The sequence below is a fragment of the Chitinophaga rupis genome, from assembly GCF_900109685.1.
In the GTDB taxonomy this organism is placed as follows: Bacteria; Bacteroidota; Bacteroidia; order Chitinophagales; family Chitinophagaceae; genus Chitinophaga; species Chitinophaga rupis.
The window spans coordinates 38,026-62,746 of sequence record NZ_FOBB01000011.1 but is presented as its reverse complement, the minus strand read 5'-3'; the positions used below and the strand labels follow the sequence as shown (position 1 = coordinate 62,746).

Sequence of the window (24,721 nt, the reverse complement as noted above, 5' to 3'; positions counted from 1 at the left end):
TTAATATTTTATTGGATTTTTATAGTGGCATGAGTAAGTAGGATAATTAAGGACAAATTTATCCTTTTATAATTTACCAGGCAAAAAAAATCAGCAGATGTAACGCTGTTAACGTCATTATTACACGTAACAAGCCTGCAAACAGCGCCTTCGAATAACAGGCCTGCAGCCGTTATACATTATGGTATCAGGGATCTTAGTTGTGAGGAAATAGTGAAGATCAATACGTTCAGCTCCGCTTTTTAGGGGCTTTCTGGTTATTGATAAAGAGGTTCCCTTTATTGGATTCTTCCACCAGCTGCTGGATGGATGTTTTTTCAAATAGTTGTTTCAGCTGTTTCTTAATGGCTTTATATTGAAGGTGCATGGGGCAGGGTCTTGTTTCAGAACATTCTTTCAGGCCAAGCACACATTTGGTGATCACCTCCTCTTCTTCTACCGCTTCCAGGATAGCCCTGACAGGCAACTTCCGTGCACGGTCAGTAAGGTAAAATCCGCCGTTGCGGCCGCGCACCGAGCTTACCACCCGGTCATTCTGAGTGAGCAGCTGCAGGATCTTGGCGGTAAATGACTTCGGAGAGTCAATCCCTTCGGCCACTTCATCAATTCCCAGCTTGTTGTCTTCGGTGCCTTTTTGCGCAATATATATAGTAGCCCTGAGGGCATATTCTGCAGTCTTGGAAAGCATATACCTGATTGAAATCATTGCAAGATAATAATAAAAGAAGTGCCGGTCAAAGGCAGGTCGATTAAATATGATTTTGATCAGGAAACGTATTTGAGGATATTTTTATCCTCTTTTACATTTAGTTTTGCTTTTCTTTAATTCAATAAACATGCATACATTTCATATCCCTGTTATGGGGCTGGCCTATACAATTGACAGCCCTGTTAAAGTGGCCCGCTTTGGCATAACTTCCGTTCTCTCTATTATAGAAGACCGCCTCATTGAAATGATGAGAAGTCATTATTATCCCTCCATAGGGGAGGTCTATGAACCGATCAGCATAAAGGAGCCGGATTACCGGGCCAGGAGGATCACAGATTACCTGAACCTCATGAACCGCATTGTTAAAGAGCAGATGTTGCAGCTGAAGGGTATGGCATTTGAGGCCGGGTCAGATATCGTTAAATACTTTGAGATGCTGCCGGAAAGCAGCCGGTTGAAACAGCTGTACCTGCAAATGGTAAATACAGAATGTGTTGCGGAAAAGGCAAGGCTGGAATCTTTACTGCGCGCGCAAATGCAGCCAGGCAGCATTGAGGTGAACATCATGACAAAAACGGATAGGAACAATTACGATCATGATGGCCGGATTATTGAAGATGGCTCGGATGCTGTAGCTGCTTTAAGAGGATACGTTAACAGTGATCTTTCCAATTCTTCCATTGTTTTCTCCGCCGGTATGAACCCAAGACTTTACAACTACCTGGAAAAATGCCCACAGTTCAATGCCGATGAAGACGGGAATTTCCGGAAAAAGATAACAGTAAAGGTGAGCGATTTCCGTTCTGCGCTTATCCAGGGAAAGTATCTTGCCAAGAAAGGAATATGGGTGAGCGAATTCAGGATCGAATCTGGTCTGAACTGTGGCGGACATGCCTTTCCATCGGAAGGATACCTGATGGGCCCTATCCTCGATGAGTTCAAAGCACGCAAAATAGAGCTGGTGAACGCGTTGTTTGAACTATACAATCAGGCACTGAAAAGCAAAGGCCTCAGGATATTTAAATATCCGCCTAAGCTGGCTATTTCAGCGCAGGGAGGAATAGGTACCGCTGCAGAAGATGCTTTGCTGCATAACTATTATAACCTGGACAGCACAGGCTGGGGCACCCCCTTTCTGCTGGTGCCGGAAGCTACAACAGTAGATGCAGCTACCCTGCAGCAGCTGTGTAAGGCGGAACAAAAAGACCTGGAGCTTAGCAGGCATTCGCCCATGGGTGTAAGATTCTATTATCTGAAAGGAAGCACAGGCCAGGAAGAAAGATTGCAACGCATCCGGGAGGGTAAACCCGGCAGCCCCTGCACGGAAAAGCACCTGTCTTTTAATACGGAGTTCACGGAACAGCCCATTTGCACTGCCTCCCGGCAATATCAAAAAATGAAGATCGCGCAGCTGCAAACCCTGGCGCTACCGGAGCACGACTACCAGGATCAGCTGCAGCAGGTGCTGGATAAAGAATGTTTATGCGTAGGCCTCAGCAACGCCGCTGCTATAAAATACAACAGGGTTTTTCTTAAAAAGCTTCCTGCAGTGAATATTTGTCCGGGACCTAATATTATTCATTTTAACAGGGAGGTTTCCCTGCAAACTATGACGGATCATATTTACGGAAGAACCAATTTGCTGGAGGGCCGCGAAAGACCGCATATGTTCCTGACCGAGCTGGGGCTGTACCTGGATTACCTGGAAGAACAGCTGGTAGAGGATAAGAAAGCAGATCAGCTGATGCAAAAGAAGAAATATTATAACGGCTTCTTCGGGCAGCTGGCCGATGGCATTGCTTATTATCGCGGGTTATCCGCCGCAGCCGTGATCACGGAGAAAAGTTTTTTACCAGGACTGAATGCAGCTGAAATACGCCTGAATGAAATGAAAGAGGGTTATGACATCTGTAGCGTAATGCCTGCTGAAAAATAAAACAACTTAATAAAAGACATTTTTGTCTTTTATTTGATTTGGCTGTATCTTTGAGAATAAATAAACCAGTTTATATGATTACCACATCAACACTGGATGTTACACTGATTGAGCCAAGACTGAAACATCCTGTTATTTTCAATTACTTTGATGCACTACAGCCAGGTGAGAGCTTTATTATTCACAATGATCATGATCCTAAACCACTATACTACCAGCTGCTGGGAGAAAGGGGGAATATTTTTACCTGGGAATACCTGGAACACGGCCCTGAAAGCTGGGAGGTGAAAATTGAGAAGATCCCGGACGATAAAGAGGAGGAAACCGTAGGCGCTCTTGCTGCTGCCGATTACCGCAAAGCTGAAGTGTTCCGGAAAATGGGAATTGATTTCTGCTGCGGAGGGAGTAAAACATTAAAGCAGGCCAGCGAGCAGGCAGGCATTTCCGAAGCGGTATTAAAGCATGCGTTACAGGAAGCGGATAAAGCACCTGCATCGCACTTACAGGATTTTAGTCAATGGGATCCTGGCTTCCTGGCAGACTATATCATTAACACACATCACCGGTATGTAAAAGATAATGCTGCGATCATCAGCGCCCTTGCGCAAAAAGTAGCGCAGCATCACGGTAATACACATCCGGAATTAATAGAGCTGGCCGCCAGGACCGGCGCTTTCTTGAATGACCTGTTAAGCCATTTGGCCAAAGAGGAAGAGAGCGTGTTCCCGGCAATTAAACAGCTGGCCGGCAGGGGACAAGGTCTGTCGGCAATACCGGATGCCTGTACGGTTTCAATAGCAGCTGCAATTGATAATATGGAAGAGGAGCATGAGGCAGCTGGTGATGATCTGCGTTTCTTCCGCGACCTTTCCAACAACTACAGCCTGCCGCCTGATGCCTGTAATTCCTATGCTTATCTCTTTGAAAAGATGAAGGAATTTGAAAGTGACCTGTTCCTGCATATACACCTGGAAAATAATATCCTGTTTCCCAGGGCCATCCGGCTGGAAGAAGAACAGGACCAGCAGCTGCGTTGAAAAAAACTACCTGAAGATCATGTTCACTATTAATCAGCACTCGAAGATCGCCGCTATTATCAGGGCAAATAAAGACAGCATTCCCGCCATCGCCTCCCTTGCCAGGCCGCTTGAAAAATTGAAAAACCCGTTATTGCGAAAATTACTGGCAGCAAGGGTTACCGTTGCAGAAGCGGCAAAAATAGGTGGATGCACTTTGCAGGATTTTGCAGCTGCGCTGGCGCCCCTTGGTTTTACATTTGAATTTACAGACGCTGCCGGGTATGAAGCGGAGGCGCAAAAACCGGCCTGGCTGATACACATCCCTGAAACAGCTATAAAGAGTTTTGATATAAGGCCCCTGCTTGCAGCCGGCAGCGATCCCCTGAAAGCAATATTGCAGCAGTACAGTGAGCTGGAAGGTGGCAGCATACTGCACATTGTTAATTCATTCATCCCTTATCCGCTTATAAAATTACTGGAAAAGAAAAAGGCGCAGTGTTTCACCACAGCTGTAAGTGGGGCAGAGTATCATACCTGGTTTTTAAAACCAGCGGAAGAAAGCTCCCTGCAAACAACCGCTGAGGGAAATGTGTTTGTTGAAACGGAGCAGTCATTTGCGGCCCTTTGCGGTAATTTTTCAGGAGATCAGCTATCGGAAATTGATGTACGCCAGCTGGAAATGCCCGGCCCCATGCAAAGGATCCTGCAATACCTGGAGCAGCAGCAGGATGGGCAGGCTTTGTATGTATACCACAAAAGAGTGCCGGTATACCTGCTGGAGGAGCTGGCAGACAAAGCCTGGCAGGTGCATATCCTTACTTATTCGGCAACAGATACCCGGTTGCTGATCTTTAAAAACTTTCCGGTCAATGGCTGATATTAATATAGAAAAAGCGCCGCAGAATACGGCCGTGCTTCCTTTTTACGGAACAGGCGCTTTTTTCTTTCTCCTGCTTACGCTCCTGCTCTATCTTTCTGCTGATGACCTCCGGGGCTTTTATTTCACGCCTCATTTATTAGCCATCGTACATACAGCAGCGTTAGGCTGGGGAAGCATGGTAATATTTGGCGCCGCTTACCAGCTGCTGCCGGTTATATGTGAAAGAGACCTGTTCAGCGTACGCCTTGCCTTTATTTCGTATATCCTCCTTTTCCTGGGTGTTAGCTGGCTGGTAGCTGCATTCTGGTACTTTATTCCCGGCGGGTTGATGATAACAGGTGGGACATTGGTTTTCAGCGCTGCGGTATGTTACCTGGTGAATCTTGGTTTAACGGCCGGCGCCTGCAAAAAATACACGGTCATAAAGGCTTTCATCTTTAGCTCCGCACTTTGGCTGGTAATAACCACAGGCATAGGTTTGCTGCTGGCTATTAACCTTCGCTATCCATTTATAACAGGTGATCATCTTAATATTTTAAAGCTGCATGCGCACGCCGGGCTGGCAGGATGGTTCCTGCAGCTGATAACCGGGGTAAGCGCCAAAATGGTTCCCATGTTCCTCCTTGGCAAATCAAAAAAAGAAAAGCTGCTGCAAAGCGCTTTCCTGTTGCAGAATGCAGGACTGCTGCTTTTTGAGGCAGATGCTTTTTTTGCAGGCATAACAGCAAGAGTGCTTTTATATGCATTGCTGCTGGCAGCCGGGGTAGTGTGCTGGCTGCTTTATTTATATGATGCGTACCGCCACCGGATGAAAAAAGTGATAGACACAGGGATGAAGCATACAATGCTTTCCTTCATAGGGCTGCTGGCCGCATTGCTGCTTATCCCGGTTATTTATTACAGCACAGCTCCCAAATGGAGCATCCTGTACGGAACACTGCTGTTCCTGGGATGGATTAGCGGTATCATATTGGGCAAAACCTTTAAAACACTGCCATTTATTATATGGAATGAGCATTACAGGAAGTTGAACGGGAAGGTAAAGGTACCCATGCCTAAACATCTCTATGCTGAAGGGCTGCTGAAATACCAGTTCCGTGGTTATATAATTGCTTTGCTATTGCTGGCAGCAGGGATCCTCACGGGCAGCCTGCCTGTCATCAGGGGTGCCCTGCTTGTTTTTATTGGGGTGGCGTGCTGCTATTGCCTGAATGTAGCAAAAGTTTTAATGCATAAAACTAAAACAGCAGATGGAAATATCAGTAAATGAGCCGTTCTATAATGAAAAACTAAAAGCGTTATCTGCTTTGTACGGCGTAATGGATCCTGAGCTGATGGTAAATATTGTTGACCTTGGATTGGTGTATGGCCTGCGCTTTGAAGAAGAAGGCGCGCTGCTGGTAACCATGACGCTTTCAACACCTCATTGCCCCCTTGGGGAGGCTATAACAACCGGCGTCAAAAATGCATTATCCAAGGTATTTCCCGAAAGAACGGTAGGGGTGGAAATTGTATGGGAACCCGCCTGGGATCTGGAAATGCTTACGGCTGAAGGCCGCTGGCAGCTGGGGCGGTAGCTATGATCATGTTTTTGTGTAAAATCAACAGTGTTATGCCCGCCTGACTGACAAAAATTTCGGCTCCGCAGAAAAAATGACAGGATTGCTGAAAAAAGATCAGCCGCTGAGCGCCTGGCATTCCGGTTGCGAAGAACAAAACTGAAAGGTTGGCCAACCAATATTTAAAAACAATTTATTGTTCACTTATTTAAAAGGAGGTTAACTATGTCACTGATCAAAAGGACCGGGAACACATTCCCTGCATACCCTTCGCTGTTCGACGACTTTTTTGGCCGCGAACTTTTTAACTGGGGAAACAATAACTTCTCATCTACCAGCACCACCGTTCCGGCCGTGAATATCAGGGAAACTGCAGACGCTTTCGAAGTGGAAGTAGCCGCGCCCGGTATGGAAAAGAATGATTTTAACATTACGCTGGATGGTAATCTGCTCACCATTTCTTCCACAAAAGAGCAGCAGGAGGAAAAGAAAGAAAAGAACTATACAAGGCGGGAATTCAGCTATCAGTCTTTCCAGCGCAGTTTTGAGCTGGCAAAAGATGTGGTAGACGAAGACAAGATCAACGCCCGCTACGAGAACGGATTATTGCACCTTACTATTCCAAAAAAAGAAGAAGCTAAACAAAAAGGACCGCGCACTATCCAGGTAGCGTAAAAAGTATTCATATGACCTCAGCCAGCTATGAAATCATCATGAATATGCGGGTGCCGGAAGGTTATATTGAAACAGGCCGGTTCTTTATTGGTCCTGATAAAGAAGCGGCCTGCGAAATGTTTGCCCGGTTGCAGGGAAAGCCCGCTCTAACCGGTACTGCTATGCTACGAATGGATCTTGTAGAGCAGGAGGAGGGCATTGCCACCGTGATAGAAGCCCTGGGCTGTACCCTGTGTGAAGTGTCGGAGAATATGAAGACGATACTGAGGGAAACATTTAAAATGCTCAATCTTGAGTCTTAAGAACCTGGTAACAAAATGACTAAAAGCTGTCTGTATAAGGCAGCTTTTTTTATAGGTAGCTGGCCTCATGTTAGTTTATCCCTTATCCATTCAAGCCCCCGGGAAATAAAGCACTGCGTCCCCCTGCGGGACACTCCTCCGTATCCGGCCGGGAGAATGCCCGGTTGAAAGGTTGTTTTGTCTAACTCGCCATAAAACCAGTTCTCATAGCCCCGGCCAGCAGCTACTTTTGTTATGCCTGAGGCACACAGAACAGCTGATGGATAAACGATCAATTAAATCTGAGAACATTATGGCATCCGAAAAAAATTTTAACCGCCGCCGCTTTTTAAGCATGGCCGCTTTAACCTTCACCGCAGCAAAGCTCGCCCCCTTAAATGTACTGGCCTCCACTGGAAACCAGCACAAGGATCATTATAAAAACACTAACCAGTCTCAAACATCCTTTACTGAAATTAAGCAGGTAAAGGCCGGGTTGCTGAATGTTGGCTATGCCGAAACCGGCCCTGCAAACGGCCAACCCGTAATACTCCTGCATGGCTGGCCTTACGACATTCAGAGTTACGCAGAAGCAGCGGGATTACTGGCTGCCAAAGGTTACCGGGTGATCGTGCCTCATTTGCGGGGCCACGGCAGCACGCAATTCCTGTCAGCCCAAACCTTCCGGAACGGACAGCAGGCGGCAGTAGCACTGGATATTATTGCGCTCATGGACGCGCTTAATATTAAAAAAGCCATTATAGGTGGTTTTGACTGGGGCGCACGAACCGCCAACATTATTGCAGCATTATGGCCCGAACGCTGTAAAGCAATGGTCTCTGTAAATGGTTATCTCATCAACAACCTGGAGCGGAACAAACAACCGTTGCCACCTAAAGCAGAATGGGGTTGGTGGTACCAATACTACTTTGCCACGGATCGCGGACAGCTGGGTTATACCGCCAACTGGCACGACTTCAATAAACTGATCTGGAAAAATATTTCTCCGAAATGGGATTTTGATGATGCAACCTATGAACGTTCTGCTGCCTCTTTCAAAAACCCGGATTATGTTGCAATTGTTATTCATAACTATCGCTGGCGGCTGAGCACAGCACCTGGCGAAGCACAGTATGACGTGCTTGAAAAGCAGCTGGCCGCAGCACCGGTTATTACCGTTCCGACAGTTACTTTGGATGGCGACTCAGATGGCGTGGTGCCTGCAAGCGATGGATCGGCCTTTGCCAAAATGTTTACGGGCAAACATGTGCATCACATCATCAAAGGGGCCGGCCATAACCTTCCACAGGAAGCGCCCCGGGCCTTTGCCGATGCGATCATGGAAGCAGATAGTTTTGCAAAATAATACCCGGAAAAGAAACAGATCATGAAATCTCTTACACGAAATACGAAAAGACTAGGCCTGGGAATAACAATATTTGTATTGTTTGTAACCGGCATGCAATTCATTCAGCCGCCCGTTCAAAACCCGCCGGTAAATGCACCTATGGCCGCACCTGGCGAAGTAGTGGAGATACTCCAGCGCGCCTGTTACGATTGCCACTCCAATCAAACTAAGCTAAGCTGGTATGATAAAGTTGCCCCGGTTTCATGGCTTGTTTCAGCGGATGTTAAGGAAGCCCGGTCGCGCTTTAATTTTTCCACCTGGGACACACTCAGCCCTGCCGACCAGCAGGGCAGGGTATGGGAAATGGTGAATATGGTACTGACTAAAAAAATGCCTTTAAGCACCTATGCCGCTATCCATCCCCGGTCTAAGCTCTCTGAAAAAGATCTTGCAGTCTTAAAAAAATATGCGAATGACCTGAGCCCTGTAAATTACCATGACACCGCCATCATTAACGAAGCAGACAAGGAATTTAAAAAGTTCCGGGAGATACCCATCCCCACGGCAGCAGTGCCCGTTGCCGCAAATGGTGTAAAATACATTCCCAACTACCAGGATTGGCAGGTGATCAGCACTACCAACCGGTTCGACAATCACAGTATACGGGTGGTATACGGTAATGCCATTGCAGCAAAAGCCATTAAGGACAACCGGATCAGCCCTTTTCCCGATGGCAGCACCATTGTGAAAGTGGTTTGGAACAGCATTGAAGAAAAGAACGGAGACATTAAACCCGGTTCTTTGAACAGTGTGCAGATCATGACCAAAGACGGAAAAAAGTTCCCGGATAGCAAAGGCTGGGGATTCGCAAAATTCAACGGCATAGGGCTTAAGCCATATGGCAATACACCGCTGTTTAATACCACCTGTTTCAATTGCCATAAGATTGCCAGTGGAAATGATTATGTGTTCAACGTGCCACTGGAACAACAAGCTCCCGGTAAAGCGCCTGCCCGTGCAATGTTTGATGCAGGCAACCTGCAGGTCATTACCTCGTTTGCAAACAGGGAACAGCAAACCATGTCTGTTTTATATGGGAATGTAGCTGCTAAAAGATCTGCGTTGTTCGCATACAACACACACCTCCCCGGTGAAGTATTTAAGCTGGTGGTGTATAAGCAGGCAAATAATAAATACTGGTACGGCAGTTACATAAATGGGCCGGTTGAAAGCGTTGAAACGGTTGCCGGTACTCAATCCGCAGCAGCAGCAGCTACCTTAACCTACCAGCTCGATCAGGGGGCTGCGCCCAGGGATAGCGCAGGTTATAAAATGAGCGCAGCTAACAGGATCGCCTATATATTCTCCCACCGGCCCTCTGTTTTCCCATAATCCCTTTCCGTGCGAATGCGAAAAGTATTAATAACTTTGTGAATAGTGAAAAGATCAGGCCTTAAAATATCTCATGCTACGATTTGGATCAGCTCAATTTTTCTTGGGCTGTTGTCCTCTGTGCCACAAATTGCCGAACGCCATTTTAATGCAGCCGAAGCAGCCGTGAATGCGGGTTTAACAGCCACCTTTGCCCTGCTGATGTGGTACTTCAATATATTTATGATGTCGCGGCCCAATAAAGGCCTGAAGCAAAGCATCTCGTATTCAAAACTTTTGAGCAGCCTGTTATTTGGCCTGGTAGTGATGCTGGGGCTTGCCTGGATCCAGCAGTTGATCCTGGCCCATATCAATTTTGGCCCGGTAATGCTGATGGTGGAGGTGCGGGGTATTCTGATCAACCTGGTATTTTATATGTTCCTACACCTGCTGCAGCAGAATTATGAGAACCAGCACGTGAGCATGGAGCTGGAGCGCATAAAGAACGATCATCTCAGCGCCCAGTACGAGCTGCTGAAACAGCAGGTAAATCCTCACTTCCTGTTTAACAGCCTGAATACCTTAAAGGCAATGGTGGAAAGTGGCGACCAGGAATCGGTGGACTTTATTCTCAAGCTCTCTAATTTTTACCGCTTCACACTGGAAAGCCGCAAGCTGGACCTGATCCATGTTCATGAAGAGATGGATATACTCAACGCTTACCTCTTTCTTCAAAAGGCGCGGTTCGATGATGGGTTCACTTTTGAAAGTACGCTCAGCAAAGCGGCACTGGGTACGCTTATCCCTCCCTTCACGCTGCAGCTGCTGGTTGAAAATTGTATCAAACATAATATTGTTTCCCTGGAAAAGCCGCTGCACATCAGGATCTATGAAGAGCAGGACAAGATCGTGGTCGAAAATCAGATCCAGCAGAAAAAGGGCGAGGATAATTCATTGGGCGTAGGACTTAAAAATATAGACCTGCGCTATAGCCATTTGCTTGACAGGCACATTGAGATTATCGACGACCAAAAGGTTTTCCGGATAAAACTTCCGTTTATTTATGAACATCATCATCATTGAAGACGAGCTGAAAACAGCTAAGTCGCTTGAGAATATTATACTGGGACTGAAGCCGGATGCTAAAATAGCCGGTCAGTACCAAAGCGTGGAAAGCTCCGTGAAGACGCTGTCAGAAGGCCCCATGCCCGATCTGATCTTTATGGATATTCAGCTGGCCGATGGCCTTTGCTTTGAGATCTTCAAATTGGTGAAGGTCACCTGCCCGGTGGTATTCTGTACAGCTTACGACGAATATTCCCTGGAAGCGTTTAAAAATAATGGGGTTGATTATGTACTAAAGCCTTTTTCCAAACAGGATATCCAGGAAGCCTTAAAAAAGGTGGATGAGCTAAAGAACTTCTTTCAGCAAAAGACCCTGCCGGACCTGGGCGATCTGCTCTCAAAGCTGGCTGCTCCCAGCGGGAAAACCAGCTTTCTTATTTTTCAAAACCAGAAGTACAAAACGGTGAACGTTGAAGATATTGCCTTCTTCTATGTACGGCATGATGCTACCTGGATCATGTGCTTCGATAAGCAGCAGTATACCATTAACCAGTCTCTTGACCAGGTAACAAATGCGGTTTCTGCCAAACAGTTCTTCCGCCTCAACCGGCAGTACCTCGTTAGTTTTAAGGCCATTAAGGAAGTGGAGCCTTATTTTCTGCGTAAGCTGTATGTTAAGCTGGTTATTGAAACGCCGGACAAGCTCCTTGTAAACAAAGAAAAATCCCATAGCTTCCTGACCTGGATGGAGGAACGTTAAGCGCGTAAAATGTTCCCGCTCCGTTATTCCGGGTTGGGGGATGGATATGTCTGACTGGAGGCTTTTTCACTTACCGAAGGCACAAACGAGTGATACTTTTGAGTTAAATAAAATTCAAAAGATATGAAAGCAGTAAAATTGTCAGCAATATGCACCGCAATGGTGTGCACGCTATTAACCGCGGTAGCCTTTACCCCGGGTACCGCTTCAAAGAAACCGGATGATTTCGCCAAAGGCAATGGCTTTGCCGTGCTGGAGCTGTTTACTTCAGAAGGATGTTCCAGCTGCCCGCCTGCGGAAGAACTGTTAGCACGGATCCAAAAGGAAGCCGGCAATAAACCCATCTATCTCTTAGCTTATCACGTGGATTATTGGGACCGTCTTGGTTGGAAAGATATCTTCAGCAGTCCTCAATACTCAAAGCGGCAATATCAATACAGCCAGCAGCTGCCCGCTCAGGTATATACACCACAGCTGGTTGTTAATGGCAGCTCAGAGTACATAGGATCAGATGAAACAGCAGTAAGTAATGCTATAAAAGCCGCGCTGAATGGCGCTGGCGGAGTATCCCTGAACATAACAGGGAAGCTGCAATCCGGAAAGCTGGATCTCAATTACCAGGTTACCGGCAACACGGGCAAAAGCCAGCTGCTGGTAGCGGTAGTGCAAAAGCAGGCTGTAAGCGAAGTGAAAAGAGGGGAGAACAAAGGACGCACCCTTACCCATGTGCAGATTGTGCGGGACCTTCAAGTATTTAATATAAAACAGGGCCACCAGGGCACTGAACAAATTAGCCTGCCTGCCGGCTTTAATAAAGAAGAATGGGAATGCATTAGCATGATCCAAAACCCGGGAACAGGAGCAATCGAAGCAGCCACACGGGTTGCTATATAATACCCCATTCATACGGGTAAGCCGTCGCAGAAGTACAGCTTACCCGTTCAATCATCTTCATTTCTTAGATACAAAATCAATAATTCAATGACAACGAGAAACATTTTGAACAGCCTAAAAAAGGTTGTAATAGCTACTGTATTAGTAATGGCGCAGCTTTTAACCGGTTTCAAAAGCGGGAATGCGCAAACCACGCCTGTTAAGAACATTGTACTGGTACACGGCGCATTTGCCGACGGCTCCGGATGGAAGCAGGTATATGATATCCTGACAAAAAAGGGATACCATGTAAGCATTGTGCAAAATCCTTTGACCTCTCTTAAAGATGATGTGAATGCTGCTAACAGTGTGATCGACGCGCAGGATGGCCCCGTGATCCTGGTTGGGCATTCCTGGGGAGGCGCCGTAATTACAGCAGCAGGAGTAAATCCTAAAGTAGCCGGTTTGGTATATGTTGCCGCTTTTGCGCCAGACCAGGGGGAAACTGCCGGTAAATGGGTTGGTGCCGCTCCACAGGCTCCGGAAGCAGGCTTTACCAAACCGGATCAATTCGGGTTTGTATATTTTGATCCTGCAAAATTCCACGGCGGTTTTGCCGGTGATCTCAGCAAAGCGCAAAGCGATTTTCTCTGCGCTTCGCAGGTGCCTATCATAGGCCATTGCTTTGAAGAGCCGGTTGAGCAGGCTGCCTGGAAAACCAAGCCAAGCTATGGTATTGTTGCTACGGAAGATAAGGCGCTGGATCCCGGAACAGAACGTACTATGTACAAACGGGCCAATGCAAAGATCACTGAGATCAAAGGCAGCCATGTTGTTTTTATTTCACAGCCGGCAGCAGTAGCCAGGGTAATTATGGCGGCAGCTGAGAATAAATAGGATCGCTTAGATAGAATCTTTTCCCGGAAGCGTTTACGCAGGATCTGCGTAAACGCTTTTTTGTTTTAAACCATCTCCATATATAAAGCGCAAAAAACAGGAGGCCGTCTCAAATTTGAGACGGCCTCCTGCATTAGTAAAAGATGTTTAGTAAAGAATTTTATAACTCAGGATTGGGATACCGCGAAAATTGCGTATTTAAACCAGGGTACACTTTTCTAAACATGGTGTAAGTTACCGTTACCATAATAAAGGCGATAATGGCATCAAGGGTAGCCGGCAGGCCAAGCACACTCAGTTTGGAAGCAAAGGCAAAAATAATATCGAAAAATATTCCTGCAAACACCCATTCTTTTAACCTGAGCAGCTTGCCTGGAATTAAAAGCACGGCCACTCCGGATAGTTTGGCAATACCAAGTGTATAAATAAAATGCGGTGGGTATCCTAGCTGCTGTGTGATGCCCCACACGATCGGGTTACCGGTGATCTCAAAAAAGCCGCTTGCTCCAAACCACATAGAAGTTAGCGCGGTTCCTGTCCAGTAGATTATTGTAGCTGTTTTCTGTGTCATAAGTTTATTGTTTTATTGGTTAATGACACAAAATTGCTGCAGGGCCGTTGAACATGCCAGGCAATTTGGGTTGAAGTGGACATTTTGAAATGCTGGTTAGACAATACAGGTTGTAAGCATAGAGTCCCTATCTACCAAAAGATCCGGTGTATATTAGATACTACAATTTTTCCTTAAATTACGAAGCCGGAAAAATTGAAGGGTGAGATCATTGTACATTTTTTAAAGCCCAACTTTGTTATTATACCCATGACCAGATCAACATTACTGCTGCTCCTGTTTTCTTTGCTCACAATCCCCTGCTTTTCCCAAAGCCATGAAGAACTTGCCCAAAAGGCGCAGGACGCTTATAACAGGAAGGATTATGCAAACAGCGCAAACCTTTACAGTGAGGCCATTAAAAAAGGCGGCCTTGATGCTAACAATTATTACAATGCAGCATGCTCCTATGCGCTTGCAGGGAATAAGGAGAATGCTTTTAAGTTCCTGGACCAGGCTATCAGGAACGGCTATGTGAATACTGCCCATTTGCAAAAAGATACAGACCTGGATCCATTGCATGCAGATCAGCGCTGGCCCCAAATGGTGGCAAACAGTGAATTCACGGGTAAGAGGCTGAAAAAGTTCTGGGATGGCCCTGCCTTAAAAACTCCTTATAAGCCGGACCTGACGGCAGAGGAAAAGATCGCAGGCCTGTCTAAGCTATGGGCAGAGGCAAAGTTCAGCTTTGTTAATTTCGACCTGGTGCCGGAACTGGACTGGGATTCCCTTTACATGGCTTATCTTCCAAAGATAACTGCCACAAAAAGCACGGCGGAATATTATACCCTTTTATCCGCTATGATAGCACAGCTGCATGATGGCCACAGCAATGTGAACGCACCCGGTGAGCTGAGTAATACTTTGTACGCAAGACCTGCTTTCAGAACACGGCTTGTGGAAGATAAAGTAGTGGTGGTAACCATATGGGACAATGAGCTACGGAAACAAGGCCTTAAAGAAGGCGCAGAGCTGCTGGAGATCAATGGTATGCCTGTTAAAGAGTATGCTGAAAAATATGTGAGGCCCTATCAAAGCGCTTCTACTCCGCAGGATCTGGATACCCGCACCTATGAATATGCCTTGTTTTGCGGTCCACTGGATGCTGTAGTGAATACAGTGTTTACTGATGAAAAAGGAAAGCGTTTTAATTTTCCTGTAAAACGTATCCCCGTAGCAGAAAACGGCAAATACACAAGACCTGCATACCAGCTAACATGGCTGAAAGACAGTATTGCCCTGGTGGCATTGAACACCTTTGCTTCCGATGAAGCAGCCAAAGCATTTCTGAAAGATTTTGATATAATATCCAAAGCATCTGCTATTATTTTTGATGTGCGCAACAATGGAGGCGGCAGCAGTGATGTAGGTTATGAGGTGCTGAGATGCCTTACCCGGGATACCATTGCAACCAGCAGCTGGTATACCCGCGACTACCGCCCGGCCTACAGGGCCTGGGGCAACAATGAAGGAAGGTATGGTTACGGCAGTGGCGGTGTTACGCCTAATGAGAAGTATTGCTACACCAAACCTGTAGCAGTGCTTACCAGCCCCCGGACATTTTCTGCTGCAGAAGATTTTACTGTGGCTTTTGATGCCATGCACCGCGGATTAATTATTGGTGAACCGACAGGAGGGAGCACCGGGCAGCCCATGTTCTTCTCGCTGCCGGGGGGCGGCAATGCAAGGGTTTGCGCAAAACATGATATGTACCCTGATGGGAAGGAGTTTGTAGGGGTAGGCATTCAGCCGGATATACTTGTAAAGCCAACGCTGAGTGATCTTAGAAAAGGGAAGGATACGGTGTTGGAAGCGGCGGTAGCGGAGCTTAGAAAAAAGAGTAAGTAAAGACCTTTCCCATCGGGAACGGCTATATAGTTTGCAATGCCCAGGCACTGCAAACCATTTTTTTTACGGTTCAGGCTAACTTTAATTAAATGAGTGCCGGAATTCCAGCGGCGAAAGGTTGGTCTTGGCCTTGAATAATTTGCTGAATGATTGCAGGTGTTCAAATCCCAGCTCGTAAGCGATCTCGCTTATGGAAAGGTTCGTAGTTGAAAGTTTTTCTTTTGCCAGCTCTATTAGCTTGTCGTGCAAATGCTGTTGTGTACTCTGGCCGGTTAAGGATTTAAGCAGGCTGCTGAGGTAACCCGGTGAAATATTTAAAGTTTCGGCGATGAGCGTAACGCTTGGCAGACCCTTGCTGGCCAATGCTCCGCTGTTGAAATACTCAGATAAGAAATCTTCTAAGCGTGTCAGCAGTTCGTGGCTGGCGACCTTTCTGGTGATAAACTGGCGTTGGTAAAACCTTTCCGAATAGGTCAAAAGGAGTTCCAGCTGGGCAATTATAACGTTCTGACTAAAGTGGTCTATGTTCGCATTGTACTCCTGTTCGATCTGGTTGGCAATGGCCGTGAGCACGGCCTCCTCCTTATCTGAAAGATAAAGCGCTTCATATACTGAATAGCTGAAGAACTCGTATCGTTTGATGTTTTTTGCCAGCGGCGTATTCCATAAAAGATCCGGGTGGATCAGGATCATCCAGCCTTCGGGCCGTTTTGCCTCACTGATATTAACCGGCAGGTCAATACCGAATAGCTGGCCGGGCGACATGAAGAACAATACACCTTCATCAAAGTCACTTGCCTGCTGTCCATACTTATACCTGGTATGATGCGCCTTTTTCAGTGAGATCGAATAAAAGTCGAAGATCATGCTGAAAGGAACCTGGGCGATAGGTACATGGATATCGTCCATATGAACAACGCTGATCAAAGGGTGCGCAGGGTTTGGCAACCCTGCGGCCCGGTGATATTCTGTTATCGTGTTGAAACGAAAAAGTTGAGGACTGTTCATCGGCATAAAATTACTACTTATAAGCTTTCGCAAATTCTTTGGCAAAATCGGCCAGTTTGATCTTACCCATTTTGGGTTTGTTCCGGTGAAAGTTCTCCAACGCTTTACCGCTATGCATAGCCGCCTGCATTTCTACGAGCGTGCCGGCCAGCTTTTCCGGCATTTTGGCCATCTTCAAACCCTGCAGCATTTCCTTGTCTGATAGCAGCACCCATTTTAGCCATGGTTTACCTACAGCGGTGCCGATGATCTTTGCCGCCTCGTTACAGGTCATTTCCTCGCTGCCCACATAACGGATCACTTTCTTTTCAGGATGTAACAACAGTTCCTCCGCAACAGCATCAGCGATATCTTTCGGCGAAACAAAAACAATCCGGTCCTCTCCGCCATAATTTCCCATTAGCAGGCCGGTTTTCCCGGTGATCAAAGCCCAAAGGCCCAGATACCGCAGCGTCAGGAATTTGCCTATTAAGCCTTTGCCTTTGATCAGATCCATGGACTGATAGAAGTTGGTATAAAAAACAGCAGGGCGCATGATTGTAAGAGAAGTTTTCAGATCATCAAAAACATCCTCCACATTTTCACCCTGGGTAAGGTTAGCTGCCCAGCCGCTCAGCAATACTACGCGCCTGGTACCCGCCTGTTTTAAAGCCTGTACATAATTTTGTGCCATCCGGCGTAAATAACTGCCCAGATCAGGCTCCGTAAAACTTAGGGGGATCATGGCGTAAACGGCATCCGCATCTTTGAGCGTGTCCGTTAAAAATTTAACATCGGAGATGGAGCCGATGGCAGGTGTGGCTCCCAGGGCTTCAATAGCCGCCTTCTTTTTCTGATCACTGCTGACCACTGTTACCTGATGTCCCTGCGCAACCAGCGTTTCTGCCAATGGTTTGCTGATGTTCCCTAAGGAACCGGTTACAATAACTTTCATCGCTTTTATTTGGTATAAACGCCATTATCAATATCTAAAAGCAGCGTGGAATGTGTAGGGCGCCAGCTCAAACGTTCCTGCGTTAATTTACTCGATGCCGGGCAGTCGATCGCGGCCATCTGTGAGAACCACCCAAAATGTTCGGCGGCAGCTTCAGGCGCTATTGATCTTACCGGGATATTTAGTTGTCTTCCTATGGCTTCAGCAATAGACCTGACAGTGATCGCTTCTTCTCCAGCGGCATGATAGCGGGCGCCTGGTTCAGCATTTTCTAAGGCCAGGCGGAATAAATGGGCAGCATCCAGCCGGTGCACGGCATTCCACTGATTGAGCCCATCACCGATATAAGCGGAAAAGCCTTTTTGCCGGGCAGTATTGATCAGGATCGGAATAAATCCATGTTTATCATCATCACCATGCACCGACGGTGACAAACGAACGACCGCCGCACGCACGCCCAACCCGCATACCGTATCAGCTGCCTGCTCAGAAGCACGCGGCCATGCCGGATTTAAAGGGGGAATGATATCTTCCGTAGCCAGTTTCCCCGGGCTCACCAGCGCAGTGCCGGAAGTAACGATCAATGGACGATCAGAACCGGCCAGGACTTCGCCAATAGTTTCTATAGCTTTCCTATCTACCTCGCAAACCTCCGGGAACCGGGTAAAGTCATGAATAAAGCCGGCGTGGATAACGCCGTCAGCTCCGGCAGCGCCTGTGCGTAAACTATCCAGGTCTTCCAGGTCACCGCGCAGCATCTCCGCACCTGCTTCAACCAGCTTTTGAGCGGAGGCATCTGAGCGGGCCAGCCCAAGTACCTGGTGGCCGGCGCTTATGAGTTCTTTCACGATGGCAGTGCCAATGAAGCCAGTGGCTCCTGTAACAAATACACGCATAAGTTTTTCTTTTTGATGTTACAAAGCTCACTTACTTGTATCAAAACCATTTATCCAAATCTGCTTTTGGTTTAGCCGGATCTGTTATTAACAATTCGGGGTATACTTTCCGGATTTTCATTTTCTCTTCATCTTCCGCTTTTAGCTTTGTGTTATCATCAAAAATTATTAACCATAAAGCTTGATTATGAGAACTAAAGGATTAATGTTTATCGCGCTCTTCATTTCTGGCGCAGCATTTGGACAAACCACTACTGTAAAACAGGAGCAACAGGTAAAAGCAGGTAGTAATACCGGGGTGAATGCTGCCGCCGGCAACCAGCACGTAACTGCTGCAACCAATACATCATCTGAAGTAAATGCCGGGTCAGCGTCCGCAGTATCTTCAGGCCAGGTGAGTGCACCGGCCAGCATTGCCAATAACCGGGAAAGTGCTGTTACAGTAGATCCATCTGCGGTTTCCGCCGCAAAAGGAGAGGTAAAGGGCAATGTGGAAAGCGGGCTGGAAACGGGTCTTGCAACAGGCGGTCATCTGGAAAAGCAAACGGTGAAGGCTGGCAAAGCGGCTGGCCGGCAGGTAAAGGATGTAACGGCAACAGCGGCGCATAGCGCAGTGCATGTAAACGGCACGGTAAATAATTCACTGAAAGTAAAGGCGGCGCCGGTGAGAGTGAACACAATGACCGCAGGAGCAGTAAGGCTCGGAGGCCTTTAATTTAAAAAATGCGGGTTTTTGCCGGAACGGACAGCGGCAAAAACCTGTATTTTTATGTCAATGAAGCAATTTCTTACATACCAGTTAGCAATCATCATAACATTGGCAATCGTTAAACCGGTTGCTGGTTTTGCGCGGGAAACAGGCGAAGGGAAGGAGAGATTTCTGCCAGGTATCCGTTTAATGCCCCCCGTTGCCGATACGGTGCCGGCCCAGGCAAAGCCGGGTGAAGCACAGCAGGAAGTAAAGGTGCCGGATATTAAAGAAGTGCCGAAATCACGCAGACAGGTAAAGCCGTTGCCGATACCTGCGCCAATACCAGTTAAACCCATCAAGATCATCAAACCTAAGCTGATCAGGCCTAAAGTGGGTTTAACCATTTAGTAAAGAAATTCAATATGGGGAAATACATCTTAACGTTTTTTATGGCGTGGTTATGCAGCATGCCGGCGTTTTCACAAACAGATACTACAACAGAGGACAATAAGAAAGTTACACTTACCATAGGTGCTGTCTACGCCAATGATGTCAGCTATTACGGGCTAAAAGCAGAGGAAAGGATGCCTTACATAGCCGCAAGCGCGTCGCTGAGGTTGCCCTTCGGCCTTTACTTTACCGGTACAGGTTACCGTTTGCTGAATGATTCGGGCAGAGTGGTTTCTGCCAGCAGTGCCGGCATTGGCTTTGCTTTTAACCTGAGCAAAAAGCTGACAGCCGATCTCAGTTACAGCCATACTTTCTTTCCCGAGCATTCGCCCTTTCTGCAGGCGGCCAACCCGGATAACGCCAGTGCGTCCCTTAAGTATGAATACTGGATGACCACAGGCGTAAATGCGGATTACCATTTCGGTAAACAGCAGGACGTATTTGTTACACTCAGTACTGAAAAGCAGATTAACCTGGGGAGCCTTTTTAAAGGAAAAGACCTGATCACCCTTACGCCGCTGATAGAGGTAACAGGTGGTACCCAACGTTTTTATCAGACCTATGTCCGGGAAAAACTGCTACGGGATAGCCTGCTCGGAATATTACCGCTGCCGGGTATCGGAAATCCTGCGGATACGGAAAGCGGATCTGCCATCAGCACTACCACCCAGTTCAACCTGCTTTCTTACAACCTGCGGGTGCCCCTGGCATATAACCGCTCGCATTACATGATAGAAGCGGCCTGCCAGCTTTCGGTACTGGGACCTAAGGCGGAGACAGGGGCAGGAAAATTGAATTCATTTTTTAATTTTAGTGTTTATTACCAGTTCTGATGATATGAAAGTCCTGATCGTAGAAGATGAAAGGTCAATGGCCTCCGAAATGGAGGCATTCCTTAAAAAGGCGTTTTACTTATGCGACCTGGCTTACACAGCAAAACAGGGATTGGAAAAGATGGAGGAGAACGAGTACAATTTTATTTTGCTGGATCTCGGCCTGCCTGATAAAGACGGCTTGCTGCTGCTGCAGGAAGCCAGGAAGAACTGCCCGGATGCATCCTGCATCATCCTTTCGGCCCGGGGGCAGTTAGAAGACAGGATCAGGGGCCTGGACCTCGGAGCCGATGATTACCTGCCCAAGCCTTTTTCTTTGCTGGAGCTGCAGTCGAGGATGCAGGCAGTAATTCGCCGGAAATTCGGCCTGCAGGATTCTACCATTCTTATAGGCGATTTTAAGGTGGACCTGAACAAAAGACTGGTAACCTATAACGATGATGCCGAGATAGAGCTGTCCAAAAAGGAGTTTGACCTGCTCAGTTACCTGTTGCTGCACAAGAACAGGCCTGTTACCAGGATGCAGCTGAGCGAGCACATTTGGGGTGGTTTTTCTGATGATGATTATGATTCCAACTACATTGACGTGCATATAAAGAACATCCGGAAGAAACTATCCACCTGGTCTTCTGTGGAGTGGCTCCAGACGGTTCGCAGCGTAGGTTATAAAGTAAAAATCTGAATGTGAAGCTTTTCACCAAACTCACACTGTTTATTACGCTTTCGAAATTAGCCATCGTAATACTTTTTGTGTGGCTGCTGCCTTTCCTGGTGAATAGAATTGCATATCAGTATAACGATTACTACCTGAAAGAGCAAAAACGGAAAGTGCTGAACGTAATCGGCAGGAGCGGTATAGATGCCTATCTGCAGGGGGAACCGAGTTATGGCAGCTATACCATGCTGAAAGAAGAATATATTTCCCTGGAGCCGGCAGGTAAAACGGCACCGCCGGATACCATCGCCACCCTGCGCCGTGTTGTAGAAGGTGATACCCTCACGTACCGCGTGCTTAGCCACACTTTCAATTATAACAACAGGAATTATTTCCTTGAAGTAGGTAAAACAACCGCCAGTATCGGCCAGTATAACCAGCCATTACAGCGAATGGCCCTGTATGTGCTGATCGGCCTGATCGTAAGCACCATTGTTATAGACCTGGTCTATACCCGCCTGCTCCTGCGCCCACTGGCTACGATTATTAGGAACCGGCTGGTGAACGCCCGTTTTCCTTTCAGGGAAACCACGCCCGCCATTCAAACATCCACCACGGATTTCAGGTACCTGGATGACTCGCTGACGGAGCTGATGGGCAAGATAAGGGAGGCTTTCGAGAAGGAACGCGAGTTCACTTCCAACGCGTCCCATGAACTGATGACCCCTATCAGCATCCTGCAAAGCAAGATGGAAAATCTGATGATGGAGGAAGAACTTCCCGAGGTATTGCAGAAGAAGATCATGGACATGATGAAAACCCTCAACCGCCTGAAAAAAATCGTTCATTCGCTGTTGCTGATCTCGCGCATAGAGAACGATCAGTTTCCCAGATCTGATAGCTTTTCCATAAGGGAGGTGGTGCAGGAGGTAAGGGATGAGCTGGAACACCGCCTGCAGGAGCAGCAGCTGACTTTCCACATACAGCTTTCCGGACAGGTGGTATTAGCGGGACTGAACCACGATCTGATCTTTCAGCTTGTTTATAACCTGTTGAATAATGCCATCCGTTACAACAAACCGGAAGGCCAGATTATTATCCGCGAAAATTATACTCCCCGCAAGCCCTACCGGCTGATCATCCGCGATACAGGTATCGGTATACCGGAACACGAAATAGGCACTATCTTCCAGCGATTTAAAAAGGTGGAGAAAAAGGAGAATGAGGGATATGGGCTGGGGCTTTCCATTGTACATACCATTGCAAGGTATCATGACATAGGGATCGAAGTCAGCTCACAGCCAGGCACCGGTACTGAATTTACGCTTATTTTTCCGCTGCCAATTTCCACTTCCGGTTATAAAAGAGTTATATAAGATCGCTATCTGCCTGGCAGTTTTATTGATCCTACAAGGATAAAGGCATTGATGAAATTTATCTTACGGCCGGATGATCAAAGTAACTACATCAATCAGCCGGGTATGGTTGTTAAGCCAACGGGTGTTGGAAGCAGCGGCAGCGGAGTTTAGGAGAAAGGAAGGTAAAGTCTATTACCGGATTATCACTTGTCATTGGTAGCAAGCACTCTTTGCAACCTCATTGTTATAATGACGATGATGAAATAAACCGTTGCATAAAGTAAAATGTTCAGCCAGAAGCTTATTCCAAAATCCCGGTAATAACTCCAGCTTGAGGGCAGGTAATCCCGGAAAAGGCTTGTCCATAGAATAAATACGTTTTCTATCGTCACACATATATTAAAGACAAGAGCCATCAGCAGGCTGATTATCCATTTTTCCCTTAATTTTTTAGACAGAGAAAACATAGACGCGGCAAATGCCAACAAAATAAAAGGAATAAAAATCCTCAGCCGGTAGGCGAAATATGTGTCATTTATATCTGAAGTTATGTTGTAACTCCTGATCAGATCGCAGATCAGGGTTATTACCAATAAGAGGCCGGCATAAGATGCGATAATATTGGAAAAAGAGATATATCGCTTTGTGTTGTCTGCGGGCAGACGCGAAATTTTTGAGAATATCCCGAAAATGAGAGTGGATGCACCGTATCCCAAAAACAGGAATTGCAGCTTTGCAATAATATAGGGTATTATTTCCATAATGGCCTGCAAGTTAATGTGAGAGTGCTGAAAATAATAAAGGAACAGTACATTTGATTGTAATGTTCCCTTCCTGTACCGCGTACGAGACAACTATCTAACCCAATATGTTCAGGATTGGTGTTTTTTTACGATCTTTTCATATGATAAAATTTAAAACATGAAATATTAGGTAACACTTGTTTGCAAATTATCTAACTATTTGATGTGTAGGTACATTTTGCATAAGGCATCCAATTTATACACTATGAAAATACTTCTAACAATAGGGTTTATTATAACATTATCCGTGGCCGGTGTTTCGCAAAGCATTGAGAAGGCTAATATAGAGAACCGGGCGCAAGATACAATTTACTCTTACGCTTATATTTTAGTTGAGGGTAGAGTATTCTCAAAAAAGCTTAAAGTTGAGGTCGATTTTGGAGATACGCCTGAACAAATAAAAACAGGTAAGGAATATTCCGAAAGACTAACAAATAAGAAATCATATGCTGCAATACTGAATTATATGGTTGAACAACAATTCGAACTTGTGGAAACACTTGAATATGCAGAAAATGTTATGGGCTCGGGAGGGACCACTGGTATTGTTTTCATTATGAGAAGAAAATGAGGAGAATAAAAATCGTTTTTTTTGATAAAAATATCCCGTTGCCAGCGCACGCTCAATGTCATTAAGTTAAGGGAATCCTACAGCAAGATATATATTGATAATTATCGTATCAGAGGTACAGAATACCGGAGTGGTGTACTCGGATGCAGCTTGTCAATCTCTTAATGAACTTCGCGTGCACCAGCGGAGGCGGGTGTAATTTTTTCTCCATTAAATTTACCCGTTGTAATTAGGGTCAAACTCCACAATCCATTCAATGCCGTATCTGTCTCTGAACATTCCGGCGTAGGTACCCCAGGGACTGTCGCCGATCGGTCCTTCAACCTCTCCGCCGGCTGATAATCCGTTAAATATTTTGTCTGCTTCTTCACGGCTTTCAGCGCTCGCATATATTTTAGATCTGTTTTCACTTTCGCTTACCCGTCCCATAAATTCGGGCACATCATTAGCTATCAACACATTGTGCTTGCCAATAGGTAAACCGATATACATTATTTTGTTTTCTTCATTTTCTGCTACCTGAAATTCAGGGCCAGACAGATCTTTGAAGCGGATGATCTTTGTGAACTCTCCGCCAAAAACTGATTTGTAAAAGATGAATGCTTCTTCGGCATTGCCATTGAAGTTGATCCAGGGATTAATTGTCCTCATAATTTAGTTTTTGAATTGTTAAGTTAGTAATAATCGAGGA

General features: G+C 46.4%; 27 protein-coding genes. 20 read left to right on the top strand and 7 right to left on the bottom strand.

The window, feature by feature from the left end; genetic code table 11:
* Positions 1-229: 229 nt before the first annotated feature.
* On the bottom strand, positions 230-688 hold the full coding sequence (locus BMZ54_RS28845) for an RrF2 family transcriptional regulator (protein ID WP_162277696.1): 459 nt from the start codon (positions 686-688) through the stop codon (positions 230-232).
* 148 nt (positions 689-836) lie between these two features.
* Here BMZ54_RS28845 and BMZ54_RS28840 point away from each other — a divergent pair, with 148 nt between their 5' ends.
* From BMZ54_RS28840 to BMZ54_RS28780, 13 genes are all read left to right on the top strand, one after another.
* Positions 837-2,645, top strand: coding sequence for a hypothetical protein (locus BMZ54_RS28840; protein ID WP_089920091.1), 1,809 nt, complete (start codon positions 837-839; stop codon positions 2,643-2,645).
* Positions 2,646-2,719: 74 nt separating this feature from the next.
* Positions 2,720-3,682, top strand: coding sequence for an iron-sulfur cluster repair di-iron protein (ric, locus tag BMZ54_RS28835; RefSeq protein WP_089920089.1), 963 nt, complete (start codon positions 2,720-2,722; stop codon positions 3,680-3,682).
* A gap of 19 nt (positions 3,683-3,701) precedes the next feature.
* Positions 3,702-4,541, top strand: coding sequence for a DUF2249 domain-containing protein (locus BMZ54_RS28830; RefSeq protein ID WP_089920087.1), 840 nt, complete (start codon positions 3,702-3,704; stop codon positions 4,539-4,541).
* Positions 4,534-5,814, top strand: a complete 1,281-nt coding sequence (locus BMZ54_RS28825) for a hypothetical protein (protein ID WP_089920085.1) — start codon at positions 4,534-4,536, stop codon at positions 5,812-5,814. The genes BMZ54_RS28830 and BMZ54_RS28825 overlap by 8 nt, the downstream gene beginning before the upstream one ends.
* Positions 5,795-6,121 (top strand): metal-sulfur cluster assembly factor, encoded by a 327-nt coding sequence (locus tag BMZ54_RS28820; RefSeq protein WP_089920083.1) that lies wholly within the window; start codon positions 5,795-5,797, stop codon positions 6,119-6,121. Before BMZ54_RS28825 ends, BMZ54_RS28820 begins: the two co-directional genes overlap by 20 nt.
* A 207-nt stretch (positions 6,122-6,328) precedes the next feature.
* On the top strand, positions 6,329-6,778 hold the full coding sequence (locus BMZ54_RS28815; RefSeq protein ID WP_089920081.1) for an Hsp20/alpha crystallin family protein: 450 nt from the start codon (positions 6,329-6,331) through the stop codon (positions 6,776-6,778).
* 11 nt (positions 6,779-6,789) lie between these two features.
* Positions 6,790-7,080, top strand: a complete 291-nt coding sequence (locus BMZ54_RS28810) for a hypothetical protein (protein WP_089920079.1) — start codon at positions 6,790-6,792, stop codon at positions 7,078-7,080.
* A 292-nt stretch (positions 7,081-7,372) separates the two neighbouring features.
* On the top strand, positions 7,373-8,425 hold the full coding sequence (locus BMZ54_RS28805; RefSeq protein ID WP_089920077.1) for an alpha/beta fold hydrolase: 1,053 nt from the start codon (positions 7,373-7,375) through the stop codon (positions 8,423-8,425).
* A gap of 21 nt (positions 8,426-8,446) precedes the next feature.
* Positions 8,447-9,799, top strand: coding sequence for a heme-binding domain-containing protein (locus tag BMZ54_RS28800; RefSeq protein ID WP_089920075.1), 1,353 nt, complete (start codon positions 8,447-8,449; stop codon positions 9,797-9,799).
* A gap of 120 nt (positions 9,800-9,919) precedes the next feature.
* Entirely contained in the window at positions 9,920-10,861 is a 942-nt protein-coding gene (locus BMZ54_RS28795) for a sensor histidine kinase (RefSeq protein WP_238386727.1), read from the top strand.
* The gene (locus BMZ54_RS28790; protein WP_089920071.1) at positions 10,842-11,603 is read left to right on the top strand and encodes a LytR/AlgR family response regulator transcription factor; all 762 of its coding nucleotides are present in this window, start codon (positions 10,842-10,844) and stop codon (positions 11,601-11,603) included. Before BMZ54_RS28795 ends, BMZ54_RS28790 begins: the two co-directional genes overlap by 20 nt.
* A 123-nt stretch (positions 11,604-11,726) precedes the next feature.
* Positions 11,727-12,497, top strand: a complete 771-nt coding sequence (locus BMZ54_RS28785) for a DUF1223 domain-containing protein (RefSeq protein WP_202909390.1) — start codon at positions 11,727-11,729, stop codon at positions 12,495-12,497.
* An 87-nt stretch (positions 12,498-12,584) separates the two neighbouring features.
* On the top strand, positions 12,585-13,373 hold the full coding sequence (locus tag BMZ54_RS28780) for an alpha/beta hydrolase (protein WP_089920069.1): 789 nt from the start codon (positions 12,585-12,587) through the stop codon (positions 13,371-13,373).
* Between the two features lie 160 nt (positions 13,374-13,533).
* Here the strand turns inward: BMZ54_RS28780 and BMZ54_RS28775 are convergent, their stop codons facing one another.
* Complete coding sequence (locus BMZ54_RS28775) at positions 13,534-13,944, bottom strand: DoxX family protein (protein ID WP_089920067.1); 411 nt, start codon at positions 13,942-13,944, stop codon at positions 13,534-13,536.
* A 249-nt stretch (positions 13,945-14,193) separates the two neighbouring features.
* Here BMZ54_RS28775 and BMZ54_RS28770 point away from each other — a divergent pair, with 249 nt between their 5' ends.
* The gene (locus BMZ54_RS28770) at positions 14,194-15,831 is read left to right on the top strand and encodes a S41 family peptidase (RefSeq protein WP_143081176.1); all 1,638 of its coding nucleotides are present in this window, start codon (positions 14,194-14,196) and stop codon (positions 15,829-15,831) included.
* 81 nt (positions 15,832-15,912) lie between these two features.
* Here BMZ54_RS28770 and BMZ54_RS28765 read toward each other — a convergent pair whose 3' ends face one another.
* From BMZ54_RS28765 to BMZ54_RS28755, 3 genes are read right to left on the bottom strand one after another with little or no spacing between them, the layout of a single operon-like run.
* Positions 15,913-16,839, bottom strand: a complete 927-nt coding sequence (locus BMZ54_RS28765) for a helix-turn-helix domain-containing protein (RefSeq protein WP_089920507.1) — start codon at positions 16,837-16,839, stop codon at positions 15,913-15,915.
* Positions 16,840-16,852: 13 nt separating this feature from the next.
* On the bottom strand, positions 16,853-17,773 hold the full coding sequence (locus BMZ54_RS28760; RefSeq protein WP_089920063.1) for an NAD(P)H-binding protein: 921 nt from the start codon (positions 17,771-17,773) through the stop codon (positions 16,853-16,855).
* 5 nt (positions 17,774-17,778) lie between these two features.
* Positions 17,779-18,669, bottom strand: a complete 891-nt coding sequence (locus BMZ54_RS28755; RefSeq protein ID WP_089920061.1) for an SDR family oxidoreductase — start codon at positions 18,667-18,669, stop codon at positions 17,779-17,781.
* 187 nt (positions 18,670-18,856) lie between these two features.
* On the opposite strand from BMZ54_RS28755, the gene BMZ54_RS28750 reads away from it, so the two are divergent.
* From BMZ54_RS28750 to BMZ54_RS28730, 5 genes are read left to right on the top strand one after another with little or no spacing between them, the layout of a single operon-like run.
* The gene (locus tag BMZ54_RS28750; protein WP_089920059.1) at positions 18,857-19,384 is read left to right on the top strand and encodes a hypothetical protein; all 528 of its coding nucleotides are present in this window, start codon (positions 18,857-18,859) and stop codon (positions 19,382-19,384) included.
* Positions 19,385-19,438: 54 nt separating this feature from the next.
* A complete protein-coding gene (locus BMZ54_RS32825; protein ID WP_143081175.1) occupies positions 19,439-19,768 on the top strand; it encodes a hypothetical protein in 330 nt (109 codons plus the stop codon).
* Between the two features lie 41 nt (positions 19,769-19,809).
* The gene (locus BMZ54_RS28740; protein ID WP_143081174.1) at positions 19,810-20,643 is read left to right on the top strand and encodes a hypothetical protein; all 834 of its coding nucleotides are present in this window, start codon (positions 19,810-19,812) and stop codon (positions 20,641-20,643) included.
* A gap of 4 nt (positions 20,644-20,647) precedes the next feature.
* On the top strand, positions 20,648-21,325 hold the full coding sequence (locus BMZ54_RS28735; protein ID WP_089920505.1) for a response regulator transcription factor: 678 nt from the start codon (positions 20,648-20,650) through the stop codon (positions 21,323-21,325).
* 2 nt (positions 21,326-21,327) lie between these two features.
* Positions 21,328-22,674 (top strand): sensor histidine kinase, encoded by a 1,347-nt coding sequence (locus BMZ54_RS28730; RefSeq protein WP_089920053.1) that lies wholly within the window; start codon positions 21,328-21,330, stop codon positions 22,672-22,674.
* A gap of 185 nt (positions 22,675-22,859) precedes the next feature.
* Here BMZ54_RS28730 and BMZ54_RS28725 read toward each other — a convergent pair whose 3' ends face one another.
* Positions 22,860-23,417 carry a hypothetical protein gene (locus BMZ54_RS28725; protein ID WP_089920051.1) on the bottom strand — a complete coding sequence of 186 codons (558 nt, stop codon included), beginning with the start codon at positions 23,415-23,417 and terminating at the stop codon, positions 22,860-22,862.
* A gap of 247 nt (positions 23,418-23,664) precedes the next feature.
* On the opposite strand from BMZ54_RS28725, the gene BMZ54_RS28720 reads away from it, so the two are divergent.
* Positions 23,665-24,030 (top strand): hypothetical protein, encoded by a 366-nt coding sequence (locus BMZ54_RS28720; RefSeq protein WP_143081173.1) that lies wholly within the window; start codon positions 23,665-23,667, stop codon positions 24,028-24,030.
* Positions 24,031-24,246: 216 nt separating this feature from the next.
* On the opposite strand, the gene BMZ54_RS28715 is transcribed toward BMZ54_RS28720, so the two are convergent.
* Positions 24,247-24,681: a VOC family protein gene (locus BMZ54_RS28715; RefSeq protein WP_089920047.1), complete on the bottom strand. Its 435-nt coding sequence runs from the start codon at positions 24,679-24,681 to the stop codon at positions 24,247-24,249.
* Positions 24,682-24,721: the final 40 nt, after the last annotated feature.